The sequence below is a fragment of the Scandinavium sp. genome, from assembly GCF_051650185.1.
GTDB lineage: Bacteria > Pseudomonadota > Gammaproteobacteria > Enterobacterales > Enterobacteriaceae > Scandinavium.
Map to the genome: position 1 here is coordinate 19,902 of NZ_JBOFIN010000047.1, position 19,202 is coordinate 39,103.

The 19,202-nt window shown below is 53.0% G+C and carries 17 protein-coding genes; 7 read left to right on the forward strand and 10 right to left on the reverse strand.

Translation table 11 applies throughout. The features are described from left to right. The first annotated feature begins 137 nt into the window (after positions 1-137). The 6 genes from ACRCWW_RS05675 (at position 138) to ACRCWW_RS05700 (ending at position 5,005) form a co-directional block, all read left to right on the forward strand. Positions 138-536, forward strand: a complete 399-nt coding sequence (locus ACRCWW_RS05675) for a CidA/LrgA family protein (protein ID WP_438681537.1) — start codon at positions 138-140, stop codon at positions 534-536. Then, positions 533-1,228 carry a CidB/LrgB family autolysis modulator gene (locus tag ACRCWW_RS05680; protein WP_438681538.1) on the forward strand — a complete coding sequence of 232 codons (696 nt, stop codon included), beginning with the start codon at positions 533-535 and terminating at the stop codon, positions 1,226-1,228. The genes ACRCWW_RS05675 and ACRCWW_RS05680 overlap by 4 nt, the downstream gene beginning before the upstream one ends. Positions 1,229-1,353: 125 nt before the next feature. Further along, positions 1,354-2,238 carry a cytidine deaminase gene (gene cdd / locus ACRCWW_RS05685; protein ID WP_438681539.1) on the forward strand — a complete coding sequence of 295 codons (885 nt, stop codon included), beginning with the start codon at positions 1,354-1,356 and terminating at the stop codon, positions 2,236-2,238. Between the two features lie 122 nt (positions 2,239-2,360). Beyond that, positions 2,361-3,068, forward strand: a complete 708-nt coding sequence (gene sanA / locus ACRCWW_RS05690; protein ID WP_438681540.1) for an outer membrane permeability protein SanA — start codon at positions 2,361-2,363, stop codon at positions 3,066-3,068. Between the two features lie 132 nt (positions 3,069-3,200). Beyond that, complete coding sequence (locus ACRCWW_RS05695) at positions 3,201-4,550, forward strand: type II toxin-antitoxin system HipA family toxin (RefSeq protein ID WP_438681541.1); 1,350 nt, start codon at positions 3,201-3,203, stop codon at positions 4,548-4,550. After that, positions 4,547-5,005, forward strand: coding sequence for a helix-turn-helix transcriptional regulator (locus ACRCWW_RS05700; RefSeq protein WP_438681542.1), 459 nt, complete (start codon positions 4,547-4,549; stop codon positions 5,003-5,005). The genes ACRCWW_RS05695 and ACRCWW_RS05700 overlap by 4 nt, the downstream gene beginning before the upstream one ends. Before the next feature lie 51 nt (positions 5,006-5,056). Here ACRCWW_RS05700 and mglC read toward each other — a convergent pair whose 3' ends face one another. From mglC to ACRCWW_RS05735, 7 genes are all read right to left on the reverse strand, one after another. Beyond that, positions 5,057-6,067 (reverse strand): galactose/methyl galactoside ABC transporter permease MglC, encoded by a 1,011-nt coding sequence (mglC, locus tag ACRCWW_RS05705; protein ID WP_404657407.1) that lies wholly within the window; start codon positions 6,065-6,067, stop codon positions 5,057-5,059. Positions 6,068-6,082: 15 nt separating this feature from the next. Continuing rightward, positions 6,083-7,603, reverse strand: a complete 1,521-nt coding sequence (gene mglA, locus ACRCWW_RS05710) for a galactose/methyl galactoside ABC transporter ATP-binding protein MglA (protein ID WP_438681543.1) — start codon at positions 7,601-7,603, stop codon at positions 6,083-6,085. A 100-nt stretch (positions 7,604-7,703) separates the two neighbouring features. Continuing rightward, positions 7,704-8,702 (reverse strand): galactose/glucose ABC transporter substrate-binding protein MglB, encoded by a 999-nt coding sequence (mglB, locus tag ACRCWW_RS05715; protein WP_330982456.1) that lies wholly within the window; start codon positions 8,700-8,702, stop codon positions 7,704-7,706. A gap of 284 nt (positions 8,703-8,986) precedes the next feature. Beyond that, positions 8,987-10,012 (reverse strand): HTH-type transcriptional regulator GalS, encoded by a 1,026-nt coding sequence (galS, locus tag ACRCWW_RS05720; RefSeq protein WP_438681544.1) that lies wholly within the window; start codon positions 10,010-10,012, stop codon positions 8,987-8,989. Between the two features lie 155 nt (positions 10,013-10,167). Continuing rightward, positions 10,168-11,325, reverse strand: coding sequence for a DUF418 domain-containing protein YeiB (yeiB, locus tag ACRCWW_RS05725; RefSeq protein ID WP_438681545.1), 1,158 nt, complete (start codon positions 11,323-11,325; stop codon positions 10,168-10,170). Positions 11,326-11,345: 20 nt separating this feature from the next. After that, positions 11,346-12,011 (reverse strand): GTP cyclohydrolase I FolE, encoded by a 666-nt coding sequence (gene folE / locus ACRCWW_RS05730; protein ID WP_330982459.1) that lies wholly within the window; start codon positions 12,009-12,011, stop codon positions 11,346-11,348. Between the two features lie 103 nt (positions 12,012-12,114). Then, positions 12,115-13,263 carry a YbfB/YjiJ family MFS transporter gene (locus tag ACRCWW_RS05735; RefSeq protein ID WP_438681546.1) on the reverse strand — a complete coding sequence of 383 codons (1,149 nt, stop codon included), beginning with the start codon at positions 13,261-13,263 and terminating at the stop codon, positions 12,115-12,117. Between the two features lie 138 nt (positions 13,264-13,401). On the opposite strand from ACRCWW_RS05735, the gene fghA reads away from it, so the two are divergent. Continuing rightward, positions 13,402-14,238 (forward strand): S-formylglutathione hydrolase, encoded by an 837-nt coding sequence (gene fghA, locus ACRCWW_RS05740; RefSeq protein WP_438681547.1) that lies wholly within the window; start codon positions 13,402-13,404, stop codon positions 14,236-14,238. A gap of 72 nt (positions 14,239-14,310) precedes the next feature. Here fghA and cirA read toward each other — a convergent pair whose 3' ends face one another. The 3 genes from cirA to yieE form a co-directional block, all read right to left on the reverse strand. After that, the gene (gene cirA / locus ACRCWW_RS05745) at positions 14,311-16,275 is read right to left on the reverse strand and encodes a catecholate siderophore receptor CirA (protein ID WP_438681548.1); all 1,965 of its coding nucleotides are present in this window, start codon (positions 16,273-16,275) and stop codon (positions 14,311-14,313) included. A 291-nt stretch (positions 16,276-16,566) separates the two neighbouring features. Continuing rightward, on the reverse strand, positions 16,567-18,036 hold the full coding sequence (gene lysP / locus ACRCWW_RS05750) for a lysine-specific permease (protein ID WP_438681549.1): 1,470 nt from the start codon (positions 18,034-18,036) through the stop codon (positions 16,567-16,569). Positions 18,037-18,182: 146 nt separating this feature from the next. Further along, positions 18,183-19,049 carry a DNA-binding transcriptional regulator YeiE gene (yieE, locus tag ACRCWW_RS05755; protein WP_438681550.1) on the reverse strand — a complete coding sequence of 289 codons (867 nt, stop codon included), beginning with the start codon at positions 19,047-19,049 and terminating at the stop codon, positions 18,183-18,185. Positions 19,050-19,202 lie beyond the last annotated feature (153 nt).

The following is a 19,202-nucleotide window of genomic DNA, read 5'->3' on the forward strand; positions in this document are numbered from 1 at the left end:
TTGATTTCTCCTTTATTCAGGCGATTTGCGACGGTGACGAAAAGGAATAGTGAGTATGCTCAGAATTCATGATGTGATCGGTAGCACATAACCGGCTTTAATTGTATGATGAATGCGTTCCATCAAGGGCGACGACCATGAGCAAATCATTGAACATCATCTGGCAATACCTGCGTGCGTTTCTGCTGATTTACGCCTGTCTGTACGCTGGCATCTTTATCGCTTCGCTGTTACCTATCACCATTCCCGGCAGCATTATCGGGATGCTAATCCTGTTCGTGCTGCTGGCTTTGCAAATCCTTCCCGCGAAATGGGTTAACCCCGGCTGCTACGTCCTTATCCGCTATATGGCGCTGCTGTTTGTGCCGATTGGCGTGGGCGTCATGCAATATTACGATGTGCTGCGTGCCCAGTTTGGCCCGGTGGTGGTGTCTTGCGCAGTGAGCACGCTGGTGGTGTTTTTGGTAGTGAGCTGGAGCTCGCACATCGTGCACGGTGAACGCAAAGTGGTAGGCCAAAAAGGAGCCGACAAATGATGCACTACATCTGGTGGTCTCTTCCGCTTACGCTAGCGGTTTTCTTCGCGGCACGTAAACTCGCTGCCCGCTTCAAAATGCCGCTGCTGAACCCTTTGCTGGTCGCCATGGTGGTGATTATTCCTTTCCTGCTGCTGACAGGGATCCCTTACGATCATTATTTCCAGGGCAGTAAAATCCTCAACGATCTGCTGCAACCGGCTGTCGTCGCGCTGGCCTTTCCGCTGTATGAGCAACTGCATCAGATTCGCGCTCGCTGGAAATCGATTATTACTATCTGTTTTGTCGGTAGCGTGGTAGCGATGGTGACGGGCACCACAGTCGCGCTGCTGATGGGAGCAACCCCTGAAATTGCCGCATCTGTTCTGCCGAAATCCGTGACAACCCCCATTGCGATGGCGGTAGGCGGCAGCATCGGTGGCATCCCGGCTATCAGCGCAGTGTGCGTGATTTTCGTCGGTATTCTTGGCGCGGTGTTTGGCCACACATTATTGAATCTGATGCGTATTCACACCAAAGCGGCGCGCGGCCTGGCGATGGGGACGGCTTCTCACGCACTCGGCACTGCACGTTGTGCGGAACTGGATTACCAGGAAGGGGCATTCAGCTCTCTGGCGTTAGTTATCTGCGGGATAATCACTTCGCTGCTGGCGCCGTTCCTGTTTCCACTGATCCTGGCCGTGGTGGCATAACGCGACACATCACACAAATTTCATTCAAATTTCATAAGTTGCATAGATAGTGAGATATAAGTCACACATTATCCGGTAACAGGTCCGTACACTACGATCCCTTAAACCTGTAATGAGGCAACGCCATGCACCCACGTTTTCACTCTGCTTTCCCGCAGCTCAGCGCAGAATTGCAGTCAGCCCTGGCCCCGATGCTGGCTGATACGCACTTCCCTGCCATGTTTAGCGCCGGGCAGGTCTCAACGCTGAAATCAGCCACGGGACTGGATGAAGACGCGCTGGCTTTTGCGCTGCTGCCGCTGGCGGCCGCCTGTGCCCGTGCTGATTTATCGCATTTCAACGTGGGCGCTATCGCCCGTGGTGTCAGCGGTAACTGGTATTTCGGCGGCAACATGGAATTTATTGGTGCCACCATGCAGCAAACCGTGCATGCCGAACAAAGCGCCATCAGCCACGCCTGGCTTCGCGGTGAAAAAGCGCTGAAAGCTATCACCGTGAATTACACGCCGTGCGGCCACTGCCGTCAGTTTATGAATGAGCTGAACAGCGGTCTTGAGCTGCAAATCAACCTGCCGGGACGCGAGCCCCATTCACTGAAAGACTATCTGCCAGACGCATTCGGCCCGAAAGACCTGGACATCAAAACGCTGCTGATGGATGCCCAGGACCACGGCTATCCGCTTGAAGGTGATGAGCTGACTCAGGCCGCCATCAAAGCGGCGAATCAATGCCATGCGCCTTACAGCAACTCCCCGTCCGGGGTGGCGATTGAACTCAAAGACGGCACTATTTTCAGCGGCAGCTATGCCGAAAACGCGGCCTTCAACCCAACGCTGCCACCCCTTCAGGGAGCGCTGAACCTGCTGAGTCTGAATGGCTATGACTATTCTGATATCCAGCGAGGCATGCTTGCCGAACGTGCTGATGCACCGCTTATCCAGTGGGATGCGACGGCTGCAACGCTGAAAGCACTGGGCTGTCAGAACATCGACCGCACGCTGCTGGCGTAATATCAATGCGGGTCGTTTGGCCCGCGTTGATGAAAATCCCCCCAATTAAACTGCTGTTTCTTGCTCTTGCCCGGCGGGTAAAGTAGCCTGAGTGAATATTCTTCCACCACTGAGTCAAGTCCATGTTAAAGCGCGTTTTATACAGCCTGTTAGTCCTCTTCGGCCTGCTGCTGTTGACTGCGCTTGGTCTTGACCGCTGGATCAGCTGGAAAACCGCCCCCTATATCTACGACGAATTGCAGGACTTGCCCTACCGTCAGGTCGGCGTTGTTCTCGGTACCGCGAAGTATTACCGCACCGGCGTTATCAATCAGTATTACCGTTACCGCATTCAGGGCGCGCTCAATGCCTATAACAGCGGAAAGGTAAACTACCTGCTCCTGAGCGGCGATAACGCTCTGCAAAGCTACAACGAGCCGATGACTATGCGTAAGGATTTGATTGCCGCAGGCGTCGACCCGGCGGATATCGTGCTGGATTACGCAGGCTTCCGTACGCTCGATTCCATCGTTCGCACGCGTAAAGTCTTCGACACCAACGATTTCATCATCATCACCCAACGCTTCCATTGCGAACGCGCGCTGTTTATCGCCCTGCATATGGGCATTCAGGCGCAGTGCTACGCCGTGCCATCGCCTAAGAATATGTGGAATGTTCGCGTCCGTGAATTCGGCGCCCGCTTTGGCGCGCTGGCCGATCTCTATCTCTTCAAACGCGAACCTCGCTTCCTGGGCCCGCTAGTTCCGATTCCGGCCCAGCAAGAAGTCCCTGAAGACGCACAGGGTTATCCCGCGGTGACACCTGACCAACTTCTTGAATTACAGAAATAATTTTGACTCAATCCATGTAACCTATAAGTCACATAAAATAGCTGAAATGTGATTAATGTCCGGTAAAGGTGTCATTAGTGGAAGATCCTTCATTTAAGGTGTAATATTTTACTCATTACATCAGGAGGCACCATGGAGCAACTTACCGTACAGGCTTATCTGAATGAGCAATGGGAAGATATCGCCACCCTGACTTTTCCTGGCTCGGACAGGCAGGACTGGCAAACAACTGAAATTCATTATCTCACTGATTATGCTCTGGAATATCTTGAGATGGATGATTGCAGGGCCGTTTCTCTTAATCATCCCGTCTCGCTTTTTTTCGACAATGACGGCAAACCCGGCTGGATGAAATGGCTGGACGATATTATTCCAAGTGGTTCCAGCCGACGTTATTGGATCAACTACCTCGATCTGGAAGGATTAAGCCCGGCTCAGCAAAACTTTGTTTTACTGAAATACGGCACTATCGCCCCTGTTGGAAATTTGCGCATTAAAGAATCTTTGCCTGAAGCGACCCCATTTGCAGAAGCAATCACCTTTTCCTTTGATGACGTAAAAAATCGCGCGGCTGATTTTTTAGATTACGCCCAACAAAAAGGAGCTTCTGCAGGAGGCGCTACAGGAGCCGGAGGCGAAGCACCGAAGTTATTGCTTCGCTGCCGTGAAGATCAGCGGATCTGGATTGATAGCTGGCAGAATAATCGTGACTGCAAAGATGACTGGTATCTGGTGAAATATCCTCGTGGCTCACGTAGTGAGGTCGACTGTAATATCCTGCGAGCTGAGTTTCACTATTATCAGGAACTCACGGCAATGGGCTTTAGTACTATTCCTGTCGACAAAATGCGCCTTGAAGAGGGGATGTTTTACCCTTCTTTATGGCTTCCTCGATTTGATATTTCTGTCGACGCTCAGGGTGGCATTAAGCGTTATGCGATGGAGTCAGTGTATTCAATGTTGTCAAAAGGCCCGGGCGTAGCGCTCGATCATGAAACAACCCTTCGAACGTTGATAGAGAAAATCACGCACAGCTACGCTGTGGCAGAGTCTGGATTTGTTTTTGATATTCCTGGTTTTGTCGTTGAATGGGTTCGTCGCGACCTGCTCAATATTATTTTCGGCAACAGTGATAACCATGGGCGTAATACGGCTTTTATTCGCGGTATCAACACCATTGAACTCGCCCCCATCTACGATTTTGCCCCCATGAAAGCAGACCCTGAGGGCATTCCACGTAGTATGAAGTGGTCACAACCCCTGGAGTTTGGCGGTGAATATCATTTCCCGGCGATTGCCGAACGGCTTGACGGTCTGGTTCCCGGTCAGACGTTACTCAATGCGCTGAAATTAACCGCGGAACACCTTCTCACGCTCCCCGATCGCCTGCGCGCCAGAGGTGTTCCTCAACAAATTATGGATATGCCAGCGATTGGATTTAAGTACATTCCTGAAAAATTGTCTCGTTGGGGATTATTATGAGCCGTCCTGATAAACAACAAGAGATACGCAAAACGGTTGAGCTGTTACGCCAACAGAATATCTCCAGCGACCAGTCAGAACAACTTACGCCAGAAGGCGTAGAACCAAAGAAAAGCGAGAACCGCCAGCGTGCGACCTCCGAAGTTGCCCACATTAACGCAGTTGAGAGAACGGAGTTAATTCGATCTGTCACTTTTCAGGTTATCACGGGAAAAGTCAGCCAGGGGGAAGCTTTACGGAAACTGAGAATCGATATCCTTGGTCTGAAACAGGAAAAGTACGCTGGATTGGTTTCCGTTTCACGAAAGACCCTTTCCGATATCGAAAATAATAAGGGTAACTACTCCATTGAAGTAATGAATCGAGTCTTCAAACCTTTTGGTCTGAAAATGGGGCTTATTCCTGTTTCTGCATCGCTCCTGGAAACATTCCTGACAAAAAACACCAAAGACTAAATAAAAAAACCCGCCGTTCTCAGGCGGGTTTTGTCGCTGCTACGCGGTAGATTACTTCTTACGGGCATACTTCAGGGAATCAAGTGCGACAGCGAAGATGATGATCGCGCCCTTGATAATATACTGCCAGTACGGGTTCACGCCGATGTAGGTCAGACCATAGTTGATGACGGTGAAGATGATAACACCGGTCACGACGCCGATAACGGTCCCGACACCACCGCTGAACGAAACGCCACCCACCACGCAGGCCGCAATCGCATCCAGTTCGTACATAAAGCCGAGGTTGTTGGTCGCCGAGCCGATACGCCCCGCTTCCAGCATCCCGCCAAAGGCATAGAACACACCTGACAGCGCATAAATCATCAGCAGGTTCAGGGCAACGTTAACGCCTGAAACACGCGCTGCTTCCGGGTTACCGCCGATAGCGAAGATATTTTTACCAAAGCGCGTTTTGTTCCACAGGATCCAGACAAACACCGTCGCAATCAGGGCGTAGAAGGTGATGTAGGACAAGCGGAAACTGCCCAGCGCGATAAACCCTTGCGTGAACGTCGAGAAATGGGAATCAAAACCCGACACCGGCGACGCGCCCACGAAGTCGTAATACAGGGAGTTGATCCCGTAAACGATGATCATCGTACCCAACGTGGTGATAAACGGCGTCACGTTCAGGTAGGCGATGATGATGCCGTTCACCAGGCCAATGACCGCACCGATAGCGCAGACAATCAGCAGTACCAGTGGGATAGGCATGGTTGCCAGGTCCGGGAACACCTTGTTGGCGTTATCCACGGATTGCAGCAACGTTGCGGCAATTACCGCCGCCAGGCCAACCTGACGCCCGGCGGACAGGTCTGTCCCTTGCGTCACGATAAGCCCTGCAACACCGAGGGCAATGATGATACGGACAGAAGACTGAGTCAGGATGTTACTCAAGTTCAACAGACTTAAGAACGTGGGGTCCTGGAAAATAATAATGGCCAGTAACACTAAAAGAACGACGTAAATACCGCCTTCTTTCAGATAAGTGAGAAAACTTTTCTTATTTAACGCACTCATGAGGAGCCCCTGATCTTAAAGGTGCAAAGACGCAAGACGTAAAATTTCGTTCTGCGTGGTCGTTTTAGTATCAACAATGCCAGCAACCTGACCATTACTCATAACCAGAATACGGTCAGTAATACCCAGCAGTTCAGGCATCTCGGAAGAGATGATGATGATCCCTTTTTCTCTTTTCGCCAGTTCTGCAATTAACTGATAAATTTCAAACTTGGCACCTACGTCAATCCCACGCGTCGGTTCATCCAGCATCAGTATTTCAGGTTGGGTTAACAACCAGCGGCCGATAATCACCTTTTGCTGGTTACCGCCAGAAAGCGATCCAATCTGAGTACGATGGCCTGGCGTTTTTACACGCATTGAGTCAATCACCCATTGGGTATCACTCTTCATGCGGGAATTATCCAGCAGCCCGGTTTTACCTTTGTATTTCTTAATATTGGAAATAAGCGAGTTAAAACCGATATCCAGATAAGCGTAAATCCCGGTGGAGCGACGCTCTTCCGTGACCAGGGCAAAACCATGGTTAATCGCTTCGTTGGCGCTGTGGTTATTAATTTTTTTACCGTGCAGCGTTATGGTACCGCTGGATTTTTCACGGATGCCAAACAGCGTTTCAACGATGTCTGTACGCTTCGCCCCGACCAGCCCGGCAATCCCCAGGATCTCGCCTTTACGCAGGTCAAAGGAGACATCGCGAATGGACGGCTGGCGCAGAGAAGTCAGGTTACGCACTTCAAGAATGGTTTCACCCGGCGTGTTGTGTTTTTCCGGGAAGCGCTGGGTCAATGAACGGCCGACCATCATGGCGATGATCTTGTCCATGTCCAGACCTTCCAGCGGCTGAGTGGCAATCCACTGACCGTCACGCAGGATGGTGATTTCATCACACAGCTGGAAGATCTCTTCCATTTTGTGGGAAATATAAACAATACCGCAGCCGCGTTCTTTCAGCTTACGAATAATTTTGAACAGATGGTTCACTTCTTTTTCCGTTAAGGAAGAAGTGGGCTCATCCATAATCACAATTTTGGCGTCATAGGAAAATGCTTTGGCAATTTCGATCATCTGCATTTGTGATACAGATAATGTGCCTACGCGCGCACGCGGGTCGATATCGATATCTAATTCATCGAATATCGCCTTGGTGTCGTTATACATTTTATCCTGGTCGACAAACATGCCTTTAGTCGGATAACGCCCCAACCACATATTGTCCATGACCGAGCGCTGGAGAACCAGGTTAAGTTCCTGGTGCACCATAGAAATACCATTCTCAAGGGCTTCTTTAGCCGAATGGAAGTCGATCTCTTTTCCCTGAAAAATAATGCTACCGGAATCTTTTTGGTAGATCCCAAACAAACATTTTAATAATGTCGATTTGCCCGCTCCGTTCTCTCCCATTAAGGCATGAATAGAGTGAGGACGAACTTTCAAATTAACATTATCGAGCGCTTTAACGCCGGGAAATGACTTGTTGATACTGCTCATTTCCAACAAGAATTCGCCTGACGATTCTGTTTTATTGCTGACCATAGTTAACCCTGGCTGCGCGAATGTTTTCCCGTGCTGACCGTCCAGCACGGGAGATATCTCTTTGACTACGTAAAAAGGCACGGCAAGCGTGCCATTCTTATTACTTACCGATGAACTGAGACAGGTTGTCCTGATCAACACCTACGTAAGGCACGCGAACGATTTTGTTCTCGATTTTCCAGTTGGTGCCCGCTGCGGCTTCTTTGCCATCAGCCAGGTTTTTCGCCAGATCGAAGGTGGCTTTCGCCTGGTTGTTCGCATCGTTCAGCACGGTGCCCGCCATTGCGCCAGATTTCACCAGAGCCAGAGCTTCTGGCAGCGCATCCACGCCAAACACAGGAATGCTGGTTTTGTTGTGGGCTTTCAGCGCTTCTACTGCACCCATTGCCATCGCATCGTTGTTGGCGATAACCACTTCGATTTTGTTAGCGTTCGGGCCAGAGAGCCATGCGTCCATTTTGTCTTTAGCCTGAGCGGTATCCCACATTGCGGTATCCAGCTGCAGCTGCTGAGTTTTGAAGCCTTTATCGTTCAGCTCTTTGATAACGTAAGTGGTACGAGCTTCAGCATCCGGATGGCCTGGCTCGCCTTTCAGCAGCACGAACTGAATCTGGCCGTCTTTGTTCAGATCCCAATTTGGGTTCGCTTTCCAGTGTTTTGCAATCAGGTCGCCCTGGATGATGCCGGACTCTTTGGAGTCAGTACCCACGTAGAAGGCTTTGTCATAGCTGTCCAGCGCTTTGCGGGATGGCTCTTTGTTGAAGAACACCACCGGCACGTTCTGACCACGTGCTTTTTCGATGACGGTGCCTGCCGCCGCCGGGTCAACGAGGTTGATAGCCAGAGCTTTTACGCCCTTCGCCAGCAGGACGTCGATCTGGTCGTTCTGTTTGGACTGGTCGTTCTGCGAGTCATTCATCAGCAGCTGAACGTCTGGTGATGCTTTGCCGTCTTTCTCGATCGCTTTACGCACCACAGACATGAAGTTGTCGTCGTATTTATAGATGGTTACGCCGATACGAGTATCTGCTGCATGAGCAGCCGCGCCAAACAACATGCAAGACATCACAGCGGACAGGGTTAACACCTTCTTATTCATGGTATCTCCGGTTATTTTTATGCAGGGTAGCTTATCGTGGCGGGCAAAACGTTAAAGAAAAGTTACTGACCGCCGAAGTTAAAATTCTACAAAAACCATCTTCCGTGTTCGGTAACAATCCAGACGAGCGTAAAATTGATTGCTTAGCGCTTTATTGCTATATAAAAACTGATTAATCACCGTTACATAGCGTTTCAGCCTTACAAACGCTGACATCATAGTCAGGCGAATGTTAAGATACTGTGAATTTACTCACAAATTGAAAGCGGTTACATCACGGCACTTTATAAGTTAGTGATCGACCCCACAGATTGCTTCAGCGCCACCGAATGACGGCGCACCAGCGTCGGCATAAAACAGTGAGTTGCGCTGCTATCAAGCTTCCCGGCCGACCCCATCAGCGCCAGCTCCGTGGCCAGTTTGGCCATTGAAACGATCGGATAACGCACTGTCGTGAGCTGCGGATCGGTGTAACGCGCAATGGGAATATCATCAAAACCAATCAATGAAAGATGCTGTGGCACCGCAATGCCGTTGTCTTTCAGGGCCGTCAATGCCCCAGCCGCCATGTTGTCGTTGTAGGCAAACACCGCCGTAAGCCCCTGATTTCGCCCAAGCAGCTCCACCATCGCAGCTTCCCCGCCTTGTAAATCTGGCGAGCCAGTGCCCACCCATGCTTCGGGCGCAGCAATGCCCTGCTCGCTCAATGCACGCAGCCATCCTTCTTGACGCATCTGGTTGTCCTCGATTCCGTGACTGGAGCCAAGATAGCCGACACGCGTATGCCCCTGATTAAGCAACATGCGCGTCGCCATCATCGCGCCGCTGACGTTATCCAGCCCGACACAGCGGTACTCATAGCCCGGCACAATGCGGTTGATTAACACCATACCCGGGATCTGATCGAGAAATTCTGCAAGCTCGGCATCGCTTAATGCTTTGGAATGCACGATAAGCGCATTGCAGCGCTGGCGAATTAGCACCTCAATCGCGTTTCGCTCCTTCTCTGCTTCGTGGTAGCTGTTGCCAATCAGCACGTTTTTTTGAAACTGCTGAGCAACGGTATCGACCGCCTTGACCAGCGCGCCGAAAAAGGCGTCCGATACATCCATCACCACCACGCCGATGGTGTCGCTGACCTGCGTGGCCAGTGCCTGGGCGTTGGCGTTGGGCCGATAACCCAGCTCCGAAACGGCTTTCATCACCAGTTCACGAGTTTCAGGACTGACAAGCGGGCTGTTATTTAGCACGCGGGAAATGGTCGCGGCGGAAACACCCGCATGGCGGGCCACATCACGAATGGTGATCATAACCACCGTCCTGTTGAAAATGGCAGCAACTCACAGTCACCCCCTGTGTTGAGCAAGGAGGCTATTCTGGCAGCGAGTCGGGAAGGACTACGTGAAGAAGCTCACAAGGATGGAAACGGTTACATCCGTTTTGTTAATGATTGTGATCCAGATCGTTATCTGGATGTTTTAGAAATGGATACCCCTGCAGCCCTTGCGGTTAACTGCCGCCACAGCCATTCCACCGGCCCCTGACGGAAATGACGCAACCAGAAGACGGAGAACAATACATTCACCAGCCAGATAGCCGGGACGAAGGCTAGCAGCTGGAAGCGGTCAAATTTCATAAACAGATCAAGGTGATAAAACAGCGTGGTACAAATGAGGGTTTGCAGCAGGTAGTTGGAAAGTGCCATGCGGCCGACACACGCCACCGCGCCAACCAGCCGCGATGCGCAAATCTGCGGCCAGAAACCCCAGGCCAGTGCAGCATAACCGATGGTCTGTAACGGTGCGCCCAACTCTCTTGGGGCCTGTAACAAGAACGCACACCAGCGATAAGACCAGTCCAGATGCCATTGTGCCACTATCGCTGGCACGTTAATCATCAGGCCAAGCGCAATCAGCAGCACACTGGTGCGGCGATAATGTAACAGGCTGAACTGCCCTTTCAGCCAGCCGCTGCGCATCAGCGCGGCCCCCATCAGCATCATGCCCGCCAGCTGCCAGCCGTATTGCGCGCCTAATGCCAACAGATTATCTGACAGCATGTCCGCCCGATTGCTGATGGCTTCAAAACCGCCCTTCAGCTTCCAGTATTGCTCATATTGCAGATTCGCAGCATCCGGCACCCACGAACGGTTTGGCGCATCTCCAGAGATAAACCCGAGGAAAACCAGCACCGCGATGCCAATCAGGTACAGCACAACGCCAGTGTTAAACATCGATTTCGCACTGTGTGCTTCACGCACCATTCGCCAGCACACCAGCCCGACGAGCGAGTACGCCAGCAGGATGTCGCCATCCCAGAACAGCAAGCCATGGCAAAAGCCGAGCAGCGCCAGAAGAGACAACCGGGACTGGATCCAGCGCTTACCGCGCGGCAGTAACAGTTGTAAACCGGCACCAAATAACAGCGAGAAAAGAGTGAGAAATTTTACCTGCGCGAACAGGTCGAGGATTGCCCATGTCCAGGCATCGCGTTCGGTGATCGCGCCATACCAGGCCGGGTTAAGATAGGCCGCCTTCGGCAAACCAAAGGCGGAGATATTGAGAAGCAGGATCCCCAGAATGGCAACGCCGCGAACAAAATCCAGCGTGACGTTTCGTTCCATCAAGTTCCTGCTTTAGCTAATTAGTTGTGATGACGCACCGCGCGCAGAAACTCCTGGCGGGTGTTCTGGCTTGATTTGAACAGGCCACCGAGCGAAGTGGTCGTGGTCGCACTGGTTGCATCACGAATGCCGCGCGCTTTAACGCAGTAATGCACCGCATCGATGGAAACGGCCACATTATTGGTGTCCAGCAGGGTTTGCAGCGCCACGAGGATTTGCTGAGTCAAACGCTCTTGTACCTGTGGGCGCTGAGCGAAGAACTGCACAATGCGGTTGATTTTCGACAAGCCAATAACGGTGTCTTTCGGGATATACGCGACGGTCGCTTTACCATCGATAGTCACGAAATGGTGCTCGCAGGTGCTGGTCATCGAAATATCACGCACGGTCACCATCTCATCCACCTTCATTTTGTTTTCAATGACGGTGATTTTCGGGAAGTTGGCGTAATCCAGACCGGAGAAGATTTCATCCACATACATTTTTGCGATGCGATGTGGCGTTTCAGTCAGGCTGTCATCGCTGAGATCAAGATTCAGGAGCTGCATAATTTCGGTCATATGACCGGCAATCAGGTGCTTACGAGTTTCTTTGTCCATATCAACTGGAGGACGCAGCGGCGTTTCCAGACCACGCGCCAACAGCGCTTCATGAACCAGGGCGGCTTCTTTACTCAATGATGGCATTTAGGGTTTCTCCTGCAGGTGTGGCGACCTTCGCTCTCTGAGGGCAAAGTGAGCACTCATTGTGCGTGAGGCCGTGCACAGAATCCAGTATTCACGGCGATAATTATTGAAATTGGCTTAACCTTTCATGCTGCGAGCGCCAGACCAGCGCGCCGCCAATGAAGAGCGCGATAGCCGCCACGCCCAGCGCCGGTTCCAGACGCTGCGTTAGCCAGGTGGAAAGCGCGGAGGTCATCGGCCCGGCAAGCTGACCGATGGCGTATCCGGTGGTCAATAAGCCCGCCATGTAACGAGTGTGCTGCGGGGCCAGTTCGCGCCCATACAGCAGCGAAAGCTGTACCGCACACAGAAAACCGCCGCCCACCAGCAATGCGCCAATCACCAGGCCACTCATGCCCGGCAGCAGCCATGCCGCTAACACGCCAAGCGCCTGAAGCCATAAAACGACAGCGAGCCGTTGATGGCTGTGCCCCACGCCGCGCAGCAGAATGCTCAATCCAATGCCGATCACCGCCGAAACGCCAAACACGGGCCACAAAAATTGCGCAAAAACGCTGCCCGGAAAACGGGCTGCCGCCATCTGTGACAAAAAAGTCGCAGGCAGAATATAGCCAAATCCAGCCAGGCTGTAGCTCCAGACTAAACGGCGCAAATCCGGCGTTAAGACCAGCGGCTCAGGTTTCACGCCGGGGCGGTGTAACTCACCAGGGCGCGGCAACCAGTGAGAAATAAAGGCGATCAACACCAGCGCCAGTAAACCGTAGAGCAACCAGCCAGCCGCAGCACTAAGATTGCCCGAATGAATGTAAACAGCCAGTAAACCGCTTATCGCAATACCCGCTCCCGGCCCCGCAAAAACAGCGGCACTCAGGCCAGGACGTCCGGCATGAGCCAGTTTTTCATTGGTCCAGGCGGCCGTCAGCACCATCGCCCAGCCGCTCATGCAGCCAATCACGAATCGCAACAAGCCGTGGAGCCAGGCGTTATCGGCCCAGGCAGAAAGCAGCGTCAAGATGACGGCTCCGGCAATGCCGGCGTACAAACGCCCTTCCACCCGACGGCTGGCACGCATGGCATCCCAGGCACCCACCAGATAGCCCAGATAGTTCATGGCCGCCACCAGCCCGGCGGTTGTCAGCGTCAGCTGGCCTTCAGCAATCATCAGCGGTACCTGAGGCGTAAAGGCAAAGCGCCCTATCCCCATCGCCACCACCAGCATGACAAAACCACTCAGCGCGGTGCGTAGCGCCATGTTCGCCTCAAGTGTTAATGTAAAGTTGTGTTTATGATGCAACATGTAAACATAATGCGGAAGTGAAAGTTACTCATCGCCGCCGATGATCTGTATGATGAAACAGGTCATTTTCAATCATTTATCAGGGAGCCATGCATGGAACTGCTCGAAGAGCACCGTTGTTTTGAAGGCTGGCAGCAACGCTGGCGGCACGACTCCACCACGCTGAACTGCGCCATGACGTTCAGCATCTTTCTGCCACCGCCACGGGAAAACACCCCGCCACCGGTGCTGTACTGGCTGTCAGGGTTAACCTGCACCGATGAAAATTTCGCCACGAAAGCCGGAGCACAGCGCGTTGCCGCCGAGCTCGGTATTGTGCTGGTGATGCCAGATACCAGCCCGCGTGGCGACGATGTGGCTGATGATGAAGCCTATGATTTGGGCAAAGGCGCAGGTTTCTACCTGAACGCAACGCAAGCGCCGTGGGCCGCACATTACCGCATGTATGATTACCTCACCGACGAACTACCAAAGCTGATTCTGCAACAGTTCAGCGTTGCCGACCGCTGTGCGATTTCAGGCCACTCGATGGGTGGACATGGGGCACTGGTGCTGGCGCTGAAAAATCCGGGCCGCTATGCGAGCGTGTCTGCATTTGCACCGATTGTGAACCCCTGCCGCGTGCCGTGGGGGCAGAAAGCGTTTACGGCTTATCTGGGGGAAGATCAAAAAACCTGGCAAGCCTGGGACAGCTGCGCTCTGATGCTGAACAGCGACGTGAATGATGCGATCCCTACGCTGATTGATCAGGGGGATAGCGATCAGTTCCTGGCGGATCAGTTACAGCCAGCGGTGCTGGCCGAAGCCGCCCGACAGAAAAACTGGCCGCTGACGCTGCGCATTCAGTCCGGGTTTGATCACAGCTATTGGTTTATTGCGTCCTTTATCGAAGATCATCTGCGCTTCCATGCGCAGCATTTGATGAAGTAACACTTTCGTGCGGCCTGATGCCCTCTCCCCCAGCCCCTCTCCCACGGGGCGAGGGGAGTAAAACCATAGGTTTCAGAAACGGTAATCCAGTGCCATAAAGTAACGACGCCCGTCTTCGTTATAGCTGTAGTCGTCGCGGCTCAGGTCTTTATCCGTCAGGTTCATCACCCCGGCGCGCAGTTTGACGTTTTTCGTCGCCTGCCAGCCACCGCCCGCGTTCCAGATAACATAGCCGCCCGGTGTTGCGCCGCCGGTGGCGATTGCGCGTTTTTCACCAGAATAGTTGGCCTGCACATAGAACGACCAGTCCTGCGTCGCCTGCCAGTCCACAACGCCATTCGCGGTATGGAACGGCAGTTCGGACAGCGGCTTATTGCCGCCGTTGCTCAGATCACGCCCGTCGTTGTAGGTGTAGTTCAGCGTCACTTTCCAGTCTTCCGCCAGCGGCACTTTCAGCTCGGTTTCAATCCCGCGAATGCGTGCTTTATTGACGTTGTAATAACGGAAAATCGGCTCACCATCCGCGTTGAGGCCCACGTAGTTCGGGTAGTCCTGCGCCTGATTGACGTTAGCGGTACGGCTGATGCTGATTCGATCATCAAGGTTATTCTGGAAAGTAGTGATACTCCCCTGTACGCCTTCCAGCCAGCCTTCTTCGCCTGCGTAATAAAGGCCAAGCTCGTAGCTTTCGCTGGTTTCCGGTTTCAGATCCGGGCTACCGACGATTTCACAAGCGCCACGACAGGAGCCTGTTGTCCAGTCCGGGCTAAGCTGTAATAAAGACGGGGCTTTAAAAGCGTTTGCCCAGCCACCTTTGACCGTGACGGTATCGGTCGCGTTATAGACCAGATAGGCACGCGGGCTCCAGTGGTCGCCGTAGGTTTCATGGTCATCCATACGCACGCCGGTGGTCAGCGCCAGCGGCTCGAAAATTCGCCATTCGTCTTCAATAAACAGCGCGTACTGGCTGGCTGATGTGTTACCGCTGCCTTTTAAATTCACCGGATCTTCGAGCTTATCGTGACGCCATTCACCGCCCAGCGTCAGCAGCTGATTAATGGGGCTCAACGGCAGGACATACTTGCCATCGATGGAGTTGCTTTCAGAAGTGATGACCCCGGCCTGCTCCGGGTTTTTGTTATCCACTTTTTCGCCGTAGAACTTCAGCTCGCTGTTGCCGACATCCCAGCGACCATTGTGGCTGAGTGAGTAGTTCTGGCGCTCAAGACGGTTTTTGTCGAGCGAGTCAGAATCCCTGTCCTGCCTGTCGAAGCCGTAACCCGCAGTGAAGTCGTGATTGTCGTTTGGCGTCCACGCAAACTCGACGTTCGCATCGCGGCTGGTAAACCCTTCGATACGCGGAGATTCGCCGGTGGCAGAGGTGGAGGAGGCTTGCTGTTCGTCTTTTTCGCGCTTCGACAAATTGCCGTAAGCTTTCATGCCCAGCACGCCGTCAACCAGTGGGCCACTGGTAAAGAACTGGCCGTTATAGGTGTCGCCACGGTCGCGGTGTTCCTGAAGGGTGGTATCCGCCGTGACGGAACCATGCCATTTCTGGCCAATTTTTTTGGTGATGATATTCACCACGCCGCCAAGCGCATCAGAGCCGTAAAGCGAGGACATCGGGCCGCGCACCACTTCGATTCGCTCGATGGCATCCACCGGGATCCAGTTCAGGTCAAAGTCGTTATGCCGGAAAACGGCATTGCGGGAGTTGACGCGTTTGCCGTCGACCAGAATCAGAGTATAGCTGCTGTCGAGGCCACGCAGACTGACGCCTTTGCGGTTATCGCCTTCGTTGGTGAGCTGCACGCCAGGGACATCCTGGAGCACATCTTTCAGATTCTGTACCGGGCGACGCTGCAAATCCTGCTGCGTAATCACGCTGATGCTGGCAGGCGCATCTTTCACGCTTTGCTCCGTGGCCGCCGCGGTCACGACCAGCGTTTCGCCGTCATTAGCGGCAAGGACTGGCATTGCCAGTGTGAATACGGACGCGCACAACCCGCCCCGAACGATGGGATTCAACCTGAACATTTCCTATCTCCATGAGGTAAAAACAACAAAAAAAGCTCACCGGCTTTCGCCCGCCTGATGCGACGTGCGTCAACGTGCCTGAGTCAAAAGAGATGTGGCTGGTCACCCTGGTCCGGAGGCGTCCTTGGACAAGATGCGGGGGAGTGGCTTCATCCTGAAAGCGCATAGATGATAAAGAGAATGATAACAATTATCAATTTAATTGTGACCATGTGTGTCAGGCGAAACAGCGGATAACACAAAGAAAAAACCCTCCACGATGGGAGGGTTTGAGCAGAGAGCTTCTGAAAACTACTTCTTAAAGCGTTCCGGGAAATGCATTTCGCTGTAACGCACGAAATGAGTGCCCTTCGCAATTTTGTAGCCAAACCAGATGGCGAGGAACAGCGGAATACCGATATAGGTTGCCGCTACGCCGCCCCAGTCAATGGTGTCTTTCAGGAAAGCTTCATAGTTCTGACCGAGCGTGATGATAAGACATAGCACGAACGCGAAGATGGGCCCCAGAGGGAAGAAACCAGAACGATACGGCAGATCGTTAATATCGTGGCCCTGCATCACATAGCCGCGACGGAAACGATAGTGGCTGATGGCAATCCCCAGCCAGGCGATGAAGCCTGTCATACCGGACGTGTTAAGCAGCCACAGGTAAACGGTCTGGTTACCAAACATGGACGTCAGGAAGCACAGCGCGGCGATAACCGTGGTGGCATACAGCGCGTTGCGTGGCACGCCGCCCTTAGACAATTTAGCGAAAATACGCGGTGCTTTGCCGTCGCAGGCCAGGGTGTACAGCATACGCGTGGACGCATACATTCCGGAGTTACCCGCAGAGATCACCGCAGTCAGGATAACGGCGTTCATCACCGCTGCCGCTGACAGCAGACCTGCGTGCTGGAAGACCAGCGTGAACGGGCTGACGGAGATATCCTTCACGTCATTACGCAGCAGGCTCGGATCGGTGTAAGGAATGATCAGGCTGATAATCAGGATAGCGAACACATAGAACAGCAGGATACGCCAGAACACCTGACGCACCGCGCGAGGAATGTTCTTCTCCGGATCTTCGGATTCACCCGCAGCGATACCGATAAGTTCAGTGCCCTGGAAAGAGAAGCCGACAATCATCGCCACGCCAATCATCGCCGCAAAGCCACCCGCAAACGGCGCATCGCCGGTTGTCCAGTTGCTCCAGCCAACTGGCTGTGCACCTTTGAAGATACCCATAATCATCATCACGCCGACGATGATAAAGATAATCACGGTGGTCACTTTGATCAGCGAGAACCAGTATTCCGCTTCGCCGAAGCCTTTAACGGAGATCCAGTTCAGCAGGAACATGATGCCGAGGAACAGCGCACTCCAGATCCAGCCTGGCGTGTCCGGGAACCAGTAGTTCATCACCAGCTGTGCGGCAACGAGGTCAACGGCGATGGTTACAGCCCAGTTGTACCAGTAGTTCCAGCCCAGCGCGAAGCCAAAGCCTTCTTCGACATAGTTCTGGCCGTAAGTCGCAAACGAACCAGAAACCGGCATAAAGGCCGCCAGTTCGCCGAGGCTTGTCATCAGGAAATAAACCATCAGACCGATAAGCATATAAGAAAGCAGAGCGCCGCCAGGGCCCGCCTGTGAAATGGTTGCCCCGGAGGCAACAAATAACCCTGTACCGATTGAGCCGCCAATGGCGATCATCGTCAGGTGACGCGCCTTGAGTTCGCGACGGAGCGCGGGCGCTTCTGTGGTTTTAGTTTCGGAAACCATATAAAAATGCTGTCCATCCAAAAAATGAGGCGCAATTCTAGCAGACGATCGCCGTTCCATCCGGTGGAAATGCGCAGTTATAAGAGAGCTTCATGATGGCTCGCGGATTATAAGTAAAGACCTTATATTGCCGCTTCGCCAGGCCGTCAGATCTCGCAGTAACGCAGAAAGCGCCTGAGGGCATTTGAGAGGTGTTTTTGCCGATGATGAATGCGCCAGAGCATACGCGTCAGGCGTGGAAGCGGGACCTGCACTTCAACCAGCGTGCCGCTGTCGAGCTGCTCGGCAATCACTCTGCGTGAGAGACAGCTAATACCCAGCCCATGACGAACGGCATGTTTAATGGCTTCAGAATTGCCTAATTCCATACCGAGACGAAATTCGGGGAGATGTGAAAGCAGCAGATAATCGACCAGTTCGCGGGTACCGGAACCTTTCTCTCGCAAGATCCACTGCGCTGCCGCCAGACGAGCGAGTGTCACCTCCCCTTCTAATAAAGAGGAACCTGGTGCAGCAAACACCACCAGCTCATCTTCCAGCCACGGTTCGGCGATAATGTCCGCCGAATGACATGGCCCTTCAATCAGCCCGATATCGACCCGGAAATCGCTGACGGCGTTAGTCACGTCCTGGCTATTGCCTACACTCAGCTCCAGTGGCAAAGCAGGAAAATCCCGACGGTAGCGAGCGATCACTTCCGGCAGGATGTAGTTGCCAATGGTGCTGCTGGCAAACACACGAATCGCGCCGTTGTCTTCGCGGAACAACTGCTCGATTTCCGTGGCCTGCTCCAGCGTCGCCAGGGCACGCGGGTAAAGCAGTCGCCCATGCTCGTTGACCACCAGCCGTTTACCGACGCGATCAAACAGTTGAACGCCAAGCTGCCCTTCAAGATCGGTGAGCGCCGCGCTGACCGCCGACTGCGAAAGCGCCAGCATCTGCGAGGCCTGCGTGGTCGAGCCACTCTTCAGGACTTCGGCGAACACTTCCAGTTGGCGTAGGGTGATATGCATGGGATTCCTCATTGATACCTGGATAAATCGAGCGATAAGCCAACCCCTGCGGCTCGAAGTATCACGGATATACCACTTATTCAGATTAATTATAAATATATAATCAATTTTACCTTTAAACCAGCCCGACGTAACCTTAGCCCAGATAAAGGA